This window comes from uncultured Winogradskyella sp. (assembly GCF_963975125.1).
Lineage (GTDB): Bacteria > Bacteroidota > Bacteroidia > Flavobacteriales > Flavobacteriaceae > Winogradskyella.
This window is the reverse complement of record NZ_CAXBGB010000002.1, coordinates 18641-31893: the sequence shown is the minus strand read 5'-3', so window position 1 is coordinate 31893 and position 13253 is coordinate 18641. Positions and strand designations below refer to the sequence as shown.

The following is a 13253-nucleotide window of genomic DNA, read 5'->3' as shown; positions in this document are numbered from 1 at the left end:
AGCAACGCTTTATAATGTATTAAAAAATATACTTATTTAATTACTAATTTTTTGGTAGTAGAAGTATTATTCTGTGTAATTTTTATTATATAAATACCAGATTTTAAGTTAGAAACATTTAACGTGTTATTTGTTAAGGTTTCGTTTTTAACTTGTTTTCCTAAAATATCGTAAACTTTTACAGATATAGTATCATTACTTACAGAAGTAATAGTAATAGAACCTGTACTTGTTGGATTAGGATATAATAAGAAGCTTGAAGTTTCAAAGTTACTAGTTGATAACGTAAAATCATTTAAAGTTCTTACATAAATCTGTGCAGCACCATTAAATTCTCCAGCAACAGCGACTACAGAAGGCACTTGAGTTGAAGGTATAATTTCTCCAATGTAATCTGCGCCAAAGAAATCAGTACGTTTAACGATAGTGTTCGTGCCATCTGTTACATCATAGTTTTGACCAGTTGCGAATGTAGCTGTACCATCACCATCAGTAAAAATTACATTCTGTAATTCTACTAGTTCAGATTCATAATCGTTAGGCGAAGCATTTAAATCAGCAATAGTAACCGTTTGAGGAACAACTGAATTTCCTGAAGATGCAATAACTCCAGAATCGGAAGTTGGTACAAATCTTAATACACCATTGCTATCAGTCGTAGTTCCTCTTAAACCAGAGACTAAATCTCCTACATTATAAGTAGTAGCGATAACATTAGCATCATCATAAATAAGGACACCACTAATATCAGTGTCCTGTATCCATTTTCTATTTCTGAAACCATCAGTATGTGTTACTAAAGAACTTCCAGTGATTTCATAAAATCTACCTAGGCCGTTAGCAACTACATCAGCTCTTAAAGCTGTGATGTCTGCAACAGTTATAAGACTACCTACACTAAAAGATATCATATCTGTATCTAAAACACCACCATCCACTAAGTCAACAGTAACATCGTAAGCTGTTCCATCAGTAGTTGGGATAGAAAAAGGACTAGTAGCATTATTAGTTGTATTACCATTAACTGTTATACTAACAGTTTCTCCTCCATTTAAATTTGCAGTGGAAAATTCAACATCTACATTTGTTGTGCCTGGTGCAAATACTGTTGCATCTGCAGGAGAAGTAATAGTAATCTCAGGTGATGTAACATAACCATCAATTACACGAATATTATCAATTGATATATCTTCGTCACCAGCATTTAATTTTTCAAAAGTAATTCTTAAATCTAATGTACTGCCATTTGGAACTGCAGCAGTAAATTCTTGAAATAGATTACTCAATAGAGCGCCATCAGCTGTACCATCAAAATTTGTGTCCACACCTGGTTCAGTATTTGTACCACCAGTTGCTGCAAATTGATATATCTTAGTATAAGTACCAGAGTTGTCAACATCAATTTCTAAATAAACAAGCGTATCTGCATCCCAATCTTGATTAGTGCCATCATCATCTTCAGCAACTGTAAATGCTAGTGTCATGTCAGTTCCAGCAGAGATGTCAATGTTATCATACTCTAAAGTTTGTGTAGCAGAGTTGCATTCTGGTGCTCCATCAGTATCTTGTGCCGCTAGCCAAAAAGTACCATCAGCACCACTAACAGCATAATTACCACCAATGTTAGTTCCATCTGTAACGGTAAAAAAGTCTCCAGCTCCATCAGTACACATTTCAGACATTGTTCCTAATGTGTCAGGTGACCCTGTCTCAAAGGAGTCTTGGAATAAAGTCGTTTGTGCAAAAGAAAATGCTCCAAACATTAAAGTAAATAATAAAAAGTAAATTTTTTTCATAATTGATTTTTAAAAAATTAGACTATAAATATACTAACAAATTGCGAGTATTTATAATAGAGTTTATTAACAATGCGCTTTTTTACAATAAGATAACACTTTAATTGTCAGTGGGTTTTAATTTTCAGCAATTTAGAATGTAATGTTAGCTAATTGTTACCAATTAAAATTTCATCATAAGATAAGGTAGATATATTTTATATTTACAAAACTAAAAATTGAATTTCTATTGAAAAAGAAGGATATTAAAATATTATTGGTAGATGATGAGCCAGATATTTTAGAAATTGTTGGCTATAATTTATTAAATGAAGGCTATCAAGTTATTACTGCTGAAAATGGTGTGGAAGCAGTTGAAAAAGCCAAAAAACACAAACCTCATTTGATTATTCTAGATGTTATGATGCCAGAAATGGATGGTATCGAAGCTTGTGAGCGTATTAGAGAACAATCGAATTTAAGTGAAACAATCATTACCTTTTTAACAGCTAGAGGTGAAGATTATTCTCAAGTAGCTGGTTTTGATGCAGGTGCAGATGATTACATCGCAAAGCCAATTAAGCCAAAGGTGTTAGTTAGTAAGGTAAAGGCTTTATTAAGACGCCTTAAGAATGTTGAAGATGCTACAGGTACTATAGTTAAGATTGGTGATTTAGTTATATATAAAGAAGAATATAAAATTACAAATAAAGGTGTAGAAATCACTTTGCCAAGAAAAGAGTTTGAATTGTTATCTTTGTTAGCAACCAAGCCTGGAAAAGTGTTTAAGCGTGAAGAAATTTTAGATAAAGTCTGGGGAAATGATGTCGTTGTTGGTGGGAGAACTATAGATGTGCATATTAGAAAACTTCGCGAAAAAATAGGAGACAAATCTTTTAAAACTGTAAAAGGAGTTGGTTACAAGTTTGTAGACTAATGCAAAAAAGTAACTTTAAAAAAACGTATATATTTGCAATATGTACATCGCTATATGTAACGATGTTTACAACACTCGTTGTAAGTGTTTTTTTATTCTATTATCATACGTTTAATTGGCAAGTCATCTTCTTCCCTTTAATTTGTTTCCCTTTGTGTTTCGTTATTGTTCAATACAGAGTAGAGCGCTTTATATATAGACGTGTAAAAAAAATATATGATGACCTTACACTTTTAGAATCTACAAATTTAAGGCAGCAACCCATTACTACTGATATGGGAACTCTTAGGCGTGAAATTGACAAATATGCAAAAGACAAGAAAATTGAAATTGAAACTCTAAAAATTAGAGAAGAATATCGCAAAGAATTTATTGGTAATGTATCTCACGAATTAAAAACACCTTTATTTACTGTACAAGGTTATGTAGATACACTTTTGGATGGTGCCATTGATGATGAGAAAATTAGAAATAAATACCTTACGAGAGCCAGTAAAGGTGTAGAACGTTTAACATACATCATTAAGGATTTAGACATGATTACTAAATTAGAAGTTGGTGATCTAAGTCTTAATAAAGAGAAGTTTGATATTGTAAAAATTGTGCAAAATGTATTTGATCTTTTCGAAATGAAAGCGGCAAAGAAAAATATAACCTTAACGTTTGATATTGATTATTTAGAACCTATAATGGTAAATGCTGATAAAGAACGAATACAACAAGTCTTAACTAATTTAATTGTAAACTCAATTAAATACGGAAGAACAAAAGGAACTACAGAAATTAGTATAGAAAACCTGATTAAAAACAAAGCTATTATTAGAGTTACTGATAATGGTGAAGGCATATCTAAACAAAACTTACCACGCCTTTTTGAGCGTTTCTATCGTGTTGATAAGAGTGGTTCTCGTAAAGAAGGTGGGTCAGGTTTGGGTTTGTCTATTGTAAAACATATTATTGAAGCGCACGAAGAAAAAATATATGTAGAAAGCCAATTAGATGTAGGTAGTGAGTTTTCATTTACTCTAGAAAAGACTAAATAGTTTCTTGTAATTTAATTGGTACTCTCGAGAGATAAAGCCACTAAAATTTTCAACATTAGATAGCATTTTTAGATTAAACTCATTTTGAGTTGCACAAGGTGCTATACCCTCTGCAAGCATTTTTTTTGCTAAATATTCCTGTTCAAATTGTCCAGGTGTAGGAATGAAAAAGGCTTTTTTTTCGAGTTTAGCCAAATCCATTATAGTGGTATAACCAGATCTGCTTAGAACAAAATCACTTTCATTTATAGCAACTTCTAGTTCAGTACTTGTCATAAAATTATAAATAACCATATTCCCACTAATTTCTTTCTGCTGTTGCGATTCTATCTTTCCTTTTATAAAAAGTACATTTCCTTTATAGTACCTTAATTCTTCTAAGAGTTTGTTTTCAAGAAATGTTCGTTGAGGTTCTGGTCCAGAGAGTAGTACCAGAAGATTATATTTTATTTTTATATCTAGTTTTTTAAAACGAGATAAAGGACCTAAATATTTTACGAAATGCTGGTAGTCATCAACATGTCCTAAATCTCCACTAAGATTTTTGGTACCCAAATGATCTGGCACCCAGCATTCATTAAATTTTGAAATTATTTTTAGATGCAATTTAGAGCTAAACCATGTTGTAAGACCACTTAAAACACGCAATTGATGTGTTATAAATACTGAAGGGACTTCTTTATGACTTACGCCAAAACGATTATCGGAAATTATGCCAGATATATGCTCAGTTTCAACTAAAGCTTCTATGAGTTTTTTTTCTTTTTTTATGATTTTTAAAAAGCGAGGCAAGTCTTTTAACAACTTCATTTTAAGGCAGTTTTCTTTTTTTGCATACCTAATATTGTATGAAGGTAATTCTATCGTTTGAAGCTGCGGAAATTCTTTTTTCAATAATTCTAGAGGAGCGCCATCACTTGCGATAATAGGTTCGAAGTTGCATTCTATTAGTGCATTTATAATAGGGATACATCGCGTAGCGTGTCCAAGGCCCCAATTTAAGGGTGCAACTAAAATGCGTTTATTATGCTCATCAGGTTTCAGTATTTTTTTATTTTTGACATGATTGAATGAAACAAAGATAAACCTAAAATGTTTCCTTAATTTTACCGAATTATTAATATTATCTAGAAACTGTAGATACAAGTGGGAAGTAAAAATAAACTCAAACGTTTTAAAGAAAACGAAACCTTTGCTAATGTGTTTCAACCATCAAGAGATGAGTTGGTTAATAAAACCTATTCTTTAAAGGGGAAATGGAGAGCTGATGTTTTTAAAAATGATAAGCCTTTAGTTTTAGAATTAGGTTGCGGAAAAGGTGAATATACAGTTGAATTAGCAAAACGCTATCCAGATAAAAATTTTATAGGAATAGATATTAAAGGCGCTCGTTTTTGGCGAGGTGCTAAAACAGCCATTGAAGAAAGTATAAACAATGTCGCTTTTATAAGAACACAAATTGAACTTATAGAATACTTGTTTGCAGAAAATGAAGTGGATGAAATCTGGATTACATTCCCAGATCCTCAGATAAAATATAAGCGTACAAAACATCGAATGACCAATCTTCAATTCTTAGAACGTTACAAAAAAGTGTTGAAACCAGAAGGGCTAATGCATCTAAAAACAGATAGTGAGTTTATGCATGGTTATACCCTTGGATTGCTTCATGGGTTGGGACATGAGATTTTATATGCCAACCATAATGTATATAAATTAGAAGGGAGTCCCGAAGAAGTAACCGAAATTCAAACCTTTTACGAAAAGCAGTATTTAGAGCATAACAAAGCAATTACGTATATTAGATTTAAAATCAATTAAAACTTGAGCATAACCCTCGCTTTCTTTCTTGGACTTTTTGTTGCATTAATTGGAGTTATTCCTCCAGGACTTCTCAATATGACAGCCGCGAGAATAAGTCTCAAGGAAGGTGCAGGACGTGGCATAATGTTTTCAACAGGAGTATCTATAGTTGTTTTTGCTCAAACTTATATTGCCATTATCTTTGCAAGATATCTATCTAATCGTCCCGATATTGTGGAAATTTTGCAACGTGTTGCCTTTGTCATTTTTGTTCTTATTACCATTTATTTTTTAGTGTTAGCTTCTAAACAAAAAGAAGCAAAAGTTGAGACTGAGATTAAGAGTAAGCATGGACGGTTGTTGCACGGTATATTACTTTCAGTGCTAAATGTGTTTCCTATTCCTTATCAAGCTTATATGACTATTACTCTTGCCTCATTTGGGTGGATGAATTTTGAGCGAACAAGTATCATAACCTATGTTACAGGTGCTTCAATGGGAACATTTGTAGTGCTATATGTCTATATTTTTTTCTTCGATAAAATAAAAGACAAAAAAATCACTTCTCAAAAAAGCATGAATTATAGTATTGGTATTATTACGGGAATCGTTGCCCTAATAACTTTAATTAATATTTTAAGAGAGTTGTAATGAAGCCCGAGACTCTTGGTTTTTTTAAAAAAGTCTATAATGTTGCTAGACAAATACCTTTTGGTAGAGTAACAAGTTATGGTGCTATTGCAAAATATTTAGGTGCGGCAAAGAGTGCTCGCATTGTTGGTTATGCCTTGAATGGTTCACACGGAAAGGATATTCCAGCACACCGTGTTGTAAATCGTAAAGGACTTTTAACAGGTAAGCATCATTTTGAAGGCACTAATTTGATGCAACAGTTACTAGAAAATGAAGGTATTGAAATCATAGACAATCAAATTCAAAATTTAGAGTCTATATTTTGGGATCCAGCAAAATATTTAGAGTAGAAATTCAATATTGCAAAACCAATTCCTTTCATTAATCATTTCAATTTATCCGCTTCAAAATCTAAACTTTTAGCAGTATCTTTGCATTTAGAATAAATCTAGATAAGCATTTTGAAACTAAACAAACAAGATATATTAAACGCACTCAAAGCCATTACAGCTCCAGGAGAAGGTGAAAACATGGTGGACAGTGGAGCTGTTACTAATGTAGTGACATTTGCAGATGAAGTGATTGTAGATATTACGATTAAAAACCCAAGTCTTCAAGCACGTAAAAAAACAGAAGTTGAGATTTTACAAACCATTCATCGAGAAGTCTATGAAAAGGCAAAAATAAATGTTAACATTAAAGTTGATGCTCCTGTAACACCACCCAAAAATGAAATTAAAGGGAAGTCAATTCCTGGTATTCAAAACATTGTGGCTGTTGCCTCGGGTAAAGGCGGTGTTGGAAAATCTACAATTACAGCTAATTTGGCTGTTACATTGGCAAAAATGGGGTTTAAAGTTGGTGTTTTAGATGCAGACATTTATGGCCCATCGATTCCTATAATGTTCGATGTGGCTTCAGAACGACCATTGTCAGTAAATGTAGATGGAAAATCTAAAATGAAACCTGTTGAAAATTATGGTGTTAAAGTTTTATCTATTGGATTTTTCACTAAACCAGATCAAGCTGTAATTTGGAGAGGGCCAATGGCCTCTAAAGCATTAAATCAAATGATTTTTGATGCAGCTTGGGGCGAACTCGATTTCTTATTACTCGATTTACCTCCAGGAACCGGAGATATACATTTAAGTATTATGCAAGCACTACCAATTACAGGAGCTGTGGTTGTAAGTACACCTCAAAATGTAGCTTTAGCAGATGCTAAAAAGGGTGTTGCAATGTTTCAACAAGATAGTATTAATGTCCCAGTTTTAGGGATTATAGAAAACATGGCATATTTTACACCTGCAGAATTACCAGAAAATAAATATCATATATTTGGTAAGGAAGGGGCAAAAAATTTGGCTGAAGATTTAGACGTACCTTTTTTAGGTGAAGTGCCATTAGTACAAAGCATTAGGGAAGCAGGTGATGTTGGGAGACCAGCAGCCTTGCAAACAGCTACTCCAACAGAAGAAGCTTTCGAAGCAATAACCCGAGAAGTTGTACAGCAAGTGGTGCATAGAAATAAAGATTTGCCAGCAACAGAAGTAATAAAAATTACAACAATGGCAGGATGCTCTGCAATAAAAAAGTAAAATTCATTAACTCCCTCAACTCTTGTGAGGGCTAGGGTGAGAAAAACAAAAAGTAAATGAGCTCAGAAGAACTTATATTAAACGTAGAAAAAGCATTGGACGAAATTCGTCCGTTTTTGCAAAGTGATGGCGGAGATATTAATTTGTTATCTATAGATGATAATAAGTTTGTTAAGGTGCAATTGGTTGGAGCTTGCACGTCTTGTAGTGTTAATCAGATGACTTTAAAATCTGGTGTAGAGATGACGATTAAAAAATACGCTCCACAAATCGAAAAAGTTATTAATGTTGAATAGTTATTATGACATTTATCACATTTTAAATTGAAATGCATTATTAGTTTTGTGCTTAATAGAAAGTTGAATAAAAACAACCTGCGAGGTTTCTAAAATCTTGTAGGTTTTAATAGTTAAAAGGACAAGGTGGTAATCAATAGATTTCTGCCTTCGCAGGAATAAAATGATTACAACAGATATACTTATTATTGGAGCAGGTCCAACAGGTCTTTTCACTGTTTTTGAAGCAGGTCTTTTAAAATTAAAGTGCCATTTAATTGATGCTTTACCACAACCGGGTGGCCAGTGTTCCGAGATTTATCCTAAAAAACCGATTTATGATATTCCTGCTTATCCAGAAATTTTAGCTGGTGATTTAACGGGCAAGTTACTTGAGCAGTGTAAGCAATTTGAACCTGGTTTTACATTGGGTGAGCGTGCCGAAACTATAGAAAAACAAGAAGACGATTCATTTATTGTCACTACAAATAAAGGAACACAACACAAAGCGCCTATAGTTGCAATAGCTGGCGGTTTAGGTAGTTTTGAACCACGAAAACCCTTGATTCATAATATTACTGATTTTGAAGATAAAGGTGTAGAATACATTATTAAAGATCCAGAAATTTATAGAGATAAAAGAGTTGTAATAGCAGGTGGTGGAGATTCGGCTTTAGACTGGAGTATTTTTTTAAGTGACGTGGCGAGTGAGGTAACATTGATTCATAGACGAAATGAATTTAGAGGCCATTTAGATTCTGTAGAAAAAGTTCAAGAACTAAAGAATAAAGGAAAAATAAATCTTATTACACCTGCTGAAGTTGTAGGTATTGTTGGTGATAGAAATGTAAAGGCTATTGTTGTAAAACAAGCACAGCATATAGAAAAAGAATTTGAAGTTGAATGCGATCATTTTATTCCATTGTTTGGTCTTTCTCCCAAATTAGGACCTATAGCAAATTGGGGACTTGAAATAGAAAAGAATGCGATTAAAGTTGATAATTCATTAGACTACCAAACGAATATTCCTGGTATTTTTGCCATTGGTGATGTGAATACCTATCCAGGTAAATTAAAGTTGATTCTTTGTGGTTTTCATGAAGCGACTTTGATGTGTCAAGCAGCCTATAAGATCATCAATCCTGGAAAACGATATGTTTTAAAATATACAACAGTAAGTGGAATAGATGGCTTTGATGGCACTCGTAAAGAAGCTCCAAAGGCTGTAGTAAAAGCGATACAATAAGTTTGCTCTGTACAGTCTCAGTGTAAACTCAGCGAATCTCTACGAAATAATATATGGATCAACAAGACATAAATATAACAATTATAGACAGAGAAGGTGTAAAACATCAAATTGAAGCACCTACTGATATGGCTATGAATTTAATGGAAGTGGTTCGTTCATACGAGTTGGCTCCAGAAGGTACCATTGGTGTTTGTGGTGGCATGGCTATGTGCGCTTCTTGTCAATGCTATGTGTTGAGTGAAACTGAGTTGCCAGAAATGCAAGATGAAGAAGAAGCTATGTTATCAGAAGCTTTTTATGTAAAAGAGAATTCTCGCTTAGGTTGTCAAATTCAAATGACTTCAGTAATGGAGGGTTTAGAAGTTGAGTTGGCGCCTGAAAGTTAATAGTGTATCTTCATTGCGAATAAAATGAAGCAATCTGTTTGTTTTTGTTCCGATTTAAAAGATTGCCGCGTCCTTTGTCCTCGCAATGACAGTTAATTTTTACTCAGTCTTATAGTCAATCAAACGAGTTGGCCCTTCCAACAAAAAGCGATCTATTTTTAGCGTACCATCTTCAGTAGTTACAATCTGCCATTTAATTAAAGAAATTTTACCGTTTTCAATTTCAATACCTGTAATACTTCTTGGATGTACGCAACTACCATCATTAAAAAAGGCAATGTCACCAGGTTCTGGAAAACGGGGTCTATGTGTATGGCCAACGACGGTTATGAGATTATCTTTTTCAGTTATCCACTTTTTTGTTCTACGTTCTACTTTAATCAATTCTTTGTAGTTTTTTGCAGGACTTGTAGGATCTGCAATACCCATAACATTTAAGGGTTTCCATAGCACACGTACCATAAAACGACTCCATTTCCAGAAGAGGTAATTCCACCAATCAGCTTGGTGACCATGCGTTAAGAATAACTCTTGTTTTGTTTCAGAATGTTGTAATACAATACCTTCATTATATTTAATACCGCAGAATAAGTCTTCATTTTTGCCGGTTTTTGGATCAAAAAAAGCAGATAAGTGTTTTTTTACATATTTAGGATCGCGATACACCATATCATGATTTCCCCAAATCATGTGCAAACGTTCCTGCTCATGAAATTGTTTCATGAGCATATAAACATTTTTATGAGCGTTTAAAATTGAATCAAATGATAAGTTTTCCCATAATTCATCGCCGTCTCCAAGTTCGCAATAGCTAAAGTCTTCAGAATAATAATGTTCTAAAGCATGAAAATAGATATTTCGATTATTAGCAAAGTCGTCAGCAAAACTGTTGTCTCCGCGGTGGCAATCACTAAATAAAATGAACTTAGAAGTGTCATCAAATGTTATACGCTTAGCGCTTTTGTAGGCTCTATCTAATCTATTTTTTGAAGACATAAAGTAAATGTAAACAAAAATGCCTCTCAATTGAGAGGCATTTTTATAAATTTTATTTCACATCGATTTCTCTAGAGCGAGAAAATTAAATGATCCTTAGGCTCTATTTAAAAGCATTTAAGCCTGTAATATCTAATCCTGTAATTAATAAGTGAATATCGTGAGTGCCTTCATAAGTAATCACACTTTCAAGATTCATAGAATGACGCATTATGCTGTATTCGCCAGAGATTCCCATACCACCTAACATTTGTCTAGCTTCTCGAGCAATGTTAATTGCCATATCCACATTATTACGTTTTGCCATAGAAATTTGTGCTGAGGTTGCTGTGCCAGCTTCTCGCATTACACCAAGTCTCCAAGCTAATAGTTGCGCTTTTGTGATTTCGGTAATCATCTCAGCTAGTTTCTTTTGTTGTAATTGAAACTGTCCAATAGGTTTGCCAAATTGCATTCGTTCTTTACTGTATCTTAAAGCCGTATCATAACAATCCATAGCAGCTCCAATCGCTCCCCAAGCAATACCAAAACGTGCAGAATCTAAGCATCCAAGTGGTGCGCCAAGACCAGATTTGTTGGGTAATAAATTTTCTTTTGGCACTTTCACGTTATCAAAAATCAGTTCACCAGTAGCAGATGCTCTTAGTGACCATTTATTGTGTGTTTCTGGTGTTGTAAATCCTTCCATACCGCGTTCTACAATCAATCCGTGAATACGTCCACTTTCATCTTTAGCCCAAACAACAGCTATTTGACAAAATGGTGAATTTGAAATCCACATTTTAGCACCATTTAAAAGATAATGATCTCCCATATCTTTAAAGTTGGTCACCATGCCACCTGGATTGCTGCCATGATCTGGTTCTGTTAAACCAAAAGAGCCTATCCATTCACCAGATGCTAATTTTGGTAGGTATTTTTGACGTTGTTCTTCATTTCCATATTTCCAAATTGGGTACATCACTAAAGAAGACTGAACTGAAGCTGTACTTCTTACTCCAGAATCACCACGTTCTATTTCTTGCATAATTAAGCCATAAGAAATTTGGTCTAATCCAGCACCTCCATATTCCTCAGGAATATATGGTCCAAAAGCTCCTATCTCGGCTAATCCTTTAACGATTTGAGTTGGGAATTCTGCTTTTTGAGCGTATTCTTCAATAATAGGGGATACATCACGTTTTACCCATTCTCTTGCGGCATCTCTAACTAATTTATGTTCTTCTGTTAAAAGCTCATCAAGGTTGTAGTAATCTGGAGCTTCAAATAAATCTGGTTTCATCTGGTAATATTTATTTTAATGGTTGTCAGATAGTGTTCGCATAAATGCTCGGTTCATCTGTTTTGATTAAAAACTATAATGCACCAAATTTAAAGAAAGCAAAAGAAACTATAACGTTTTAGATGTAAAATTTATGCGTTTAAAAATTTACTTAGTAAAGTATGAAAATGATGCACACCTTGTTCTCTTGTAGGTGAAAATCGTCCAGCTTTGTAGAAGGAAGAACGTACTCCTTTTTGAACATGTTCAACAACAAACTCATCTTCTCGTTCTACTTTTTCAAGCGCACTTCCTGCACCTTTGTTTAGTTTGGAAGGGTCGTAAACATAAGAAATGAAAGACACTTTAGTTCTGTTTATATCTAATGGTTTTACAACATTAACAGAAAGTCCCCATGGGTAAAAATTAAACATCATATTTGGGAATACCCAGTAATAATATGCCGACACATTTTTACCATAATCAATATGATTTTTAGGAAGGTCAAATACTTCAGTAGCTTCATCAGTGTACCCAATTTGTAGATTGCAATAGTCATAGGTTTCGGTTTTATAACTGCCATAATCTAAAATAGAATTTAAATCTTTGTGAACAAAAGGTATATGAAAGCCTTCTAAATAATTATCACAATATAAAGCCCAATTTGCATGAACTAGGTAATCTTTAGAAATAGAATTATCCAAAATAAATTCATCAATTGGTAAGAAACCAATGCGTTCATTCATTTTATCGATAACTTGTTGAAAATCGAAAGATGGATTTAATCCGGCAAATAGTAATGGACCTAATTTTCTTAATGGAAATTGATGTAAATTATCACATGGTTTTGGGAAATCTTTTACTTCATTAAATTCGGGCATGTGTTCAAATTCACCTTTTAGATTAAAACGTCTCCCATGATACATACAGGTTAGTTTTTTTGATTTACCTGGATGTAAAACCACAACGTTGCCTCGATGTGTACAAACATTACTTAAACAATTTATATGTTCATTTTCATTACGAGTCAATAACATTGGCTCAGTTAAGAATGAATCTAACAAAACAAATGGGTAAACAGATTGAGGAAGTCTTACCAAGTTCTCATCACCAATAAATTGCCAAGATTTTAAAAAAACAAGTTCTTTTAGTGCCTCAAAAGTCGCCTCCGACTTATAAAAAAGTGCAGGAAGTGTTTTCGCCTTCGTAATATCTGTATTTATATAGAAATTTTCCGACATCTATTATTGTATATTTAAACGCCCTTCAATTTACGCAATTAATACTTATCGCTTAA

General features: G+C 33.5%; 14 protein-coding genes. 9 read left to right on the top strand and 5 right to left on the bottom strand.

Annotated features, from left to right (window positions below; translation table 11 throughout):
• Positions 1-32: 32 nt before the first annotated feature.
• Positions 33-1796, bottom strand: a complete 1764-nt coding sequence (locus AAC053_RS00535) for a T9SS type A sorting domain-containing protein (RefSeq protein WP_339751495.1) — start codon at positions 1794-1796, stop codon at positions 33-35.
• Between the two features lie 229 nt (positions 1797-2025).
• Between AAC053_RS00535 and AAC053_RS00530 the strand changes: the two genes are divergently transcribed.
• Both AAC053_RS00530 and AAC053_RS00525 read left to right on the top strand, forming a co-directional pair.
• The gene (locus AAC053_RS00530) at positions 2026-2712 is read left to right on the top strand and encodes a response regulator transcription factor (RefSeq protein ID WP_339751492.1); all 687 of its coding nucleotides are present in this window, start codon (positions 2026-2028) and stop codon (positions 2710-2712) included.
• Positions 2712-3755, top strand: a complete 1044-nt coding sequence (locus AAC053_RS00525) for an ATP-binding protein (protein WP_339751489.1) — start codon at positions 2712-2714, stop codon at positions 3753-3755. The genes AAC053_RS00530 and AAC053_RS00525 overlap by 1 nt, the downstream gene beginning before the upstream one ends.
• Here the strand turns inward: AAC053_RS00525 and AAC053_RS00520 are convergent.
• The gene (locus AAC053_RS00520) at positions 3738-4565 is read right to left on the bottom strand and encodes a glycosyltransferase (protein ID WP_339751486.1); all 828 of its coding nucleotides are present in this window, start codon (positions 4563-4565) and stop codon (positions 3738-3740) included. The genes AAC053_RS00525 and AAC053_RS00520 overlap by 18 nt on opposite strands.
• 336 nt (positions 4566-4901) lie before the next feature.
• Between AAC053_RS00520 and trmB the strand changes: the two genes are divergently transcribed.
• From trmB to AAC053_RS00485, 7 genes are all read left to right on the top strand, one after another.
• Entirely contained in the window at positions 4902-5576 is a 675-nt protein-coding gene (gene trmB, locus AAC053_RS00515; protein ID WP_339751483.1) for a tRNA (guanosine(46)-N7)-methyltransferase TrmB, read from the top strand.
• Positions 5577-5579: 3 nt separating this feature from the next.
• A complete protein-coding gene (locus AAC053_RS00510; protein ID WP_339751480.1) occupies positions 5580-6209 on the top strand; it encodes a LysE family transporter in 630 nt (209 codons plus the stop codon).
• Positions 6209-6541, top strand: coding sequence for an MGMT family protein (locus AAC053_RS00505; RefSeq protein ID WP_339751477.1), 333 nt, complete (start codon positions 6209-6211; stop codon positions 6539-6541). Before AAC053_RS00510 ends, AAC053_RS00505 begins: the two co-directional genes overlap by 1 nt.
• A 111-nt stretch (positions 6542-6652) precedes the next feature.
• On the top strand, positions 6653-7789 hold the full coding sequence (locus tag AAC053_RS00500) for an Mrp/NBP35 family ATP-binding protein (protein WP_339751474.1): 1137 nt from the start codon (positions 6653-6655) through the stop codon (positions 7787-7789).
• Positions 7790-7845: 56 nt separating this feature from the next.
• Complete coding sequence (locus AAC053_RS00495) at positions 7846-8085, top strand: NifU family protein (protein ID WP_339751472.1); 240 nt, start codon at positions 7846-7848, stop codon at positions 8083-8085.
• Between the two features lie 163 nt (positions 8086-8248).
• The gene (locus tag AAC053_RS00490; protein ID WP_339751470.1) at positions 8249-9310 is read left to right on the top strand and encodes an NAD(P)/FAD-dependent oxidoreductase; all 1062 of its coding nucleotides are present in this window, start codon (positions 8249-8251) and stop codon (positions 9308-9310) included.
• A 53-nt stretch (positions 9311-9363) separates the two neighbouring features.
• Positions 9364-9699, top strand: coding sequence for a ferredoxin (locus AAC053_RS00485; protein WP_339751467.1), 336 nt, complete (start codon positions 9364-9366; stop codon positions 9697-9699).
• 99 nt (positions 9700-9798) lie between these two features.
• On the opposite strand, the gene AAC053_RS00480 is transcribed toward AAC053_RS00485, so the two are convergent.
• The 3 genes from AAC053_RS00480 to AAC053_RS00470 all read right to left on the bottom strand — a co-directional run bounded on the left by AAC053_RS00480 (position 9799) and on the right by AAC053_RS00470 (position 13197).
• Positions 9799-10695 carry a serine/threonine protein phosphatase gene (locus AAC053_RS00480; RefSeq protein ID WP_339751464.1) on the bottom strand — a complete coding sequence of 299 codons (897 nt, stop codon included), beginning with the start codon at positions 10693-10695 and terminating at the stop codon, positions 9799-9801.
• Between the two features lie 103 nt (positions 10696-10798).
• Entirely contained in the window at positions 10799-11977 is a 1179-nt protein-coding gene (locus AAC053_RS00475) for an acyl-CoA dehydrogenase family protein (protein ID WP_339751461.1), read from the bottom strand.
• Positions 11978-12108: 131 nt separating this feature from the next.
• Positions 12109-13197: an SRPBCC family protein gene (locus AAC053_RS00470; RefSeq protein WP_339751459.1), complete on the bottom strand. Its 1089-nt coding sequence runs from the start codon at positions 13195-13197 to the stop codon at positions 12109-12111.
• Between the last annotated feature and the right edge of the window lie 56 nt (positions 13198-13253).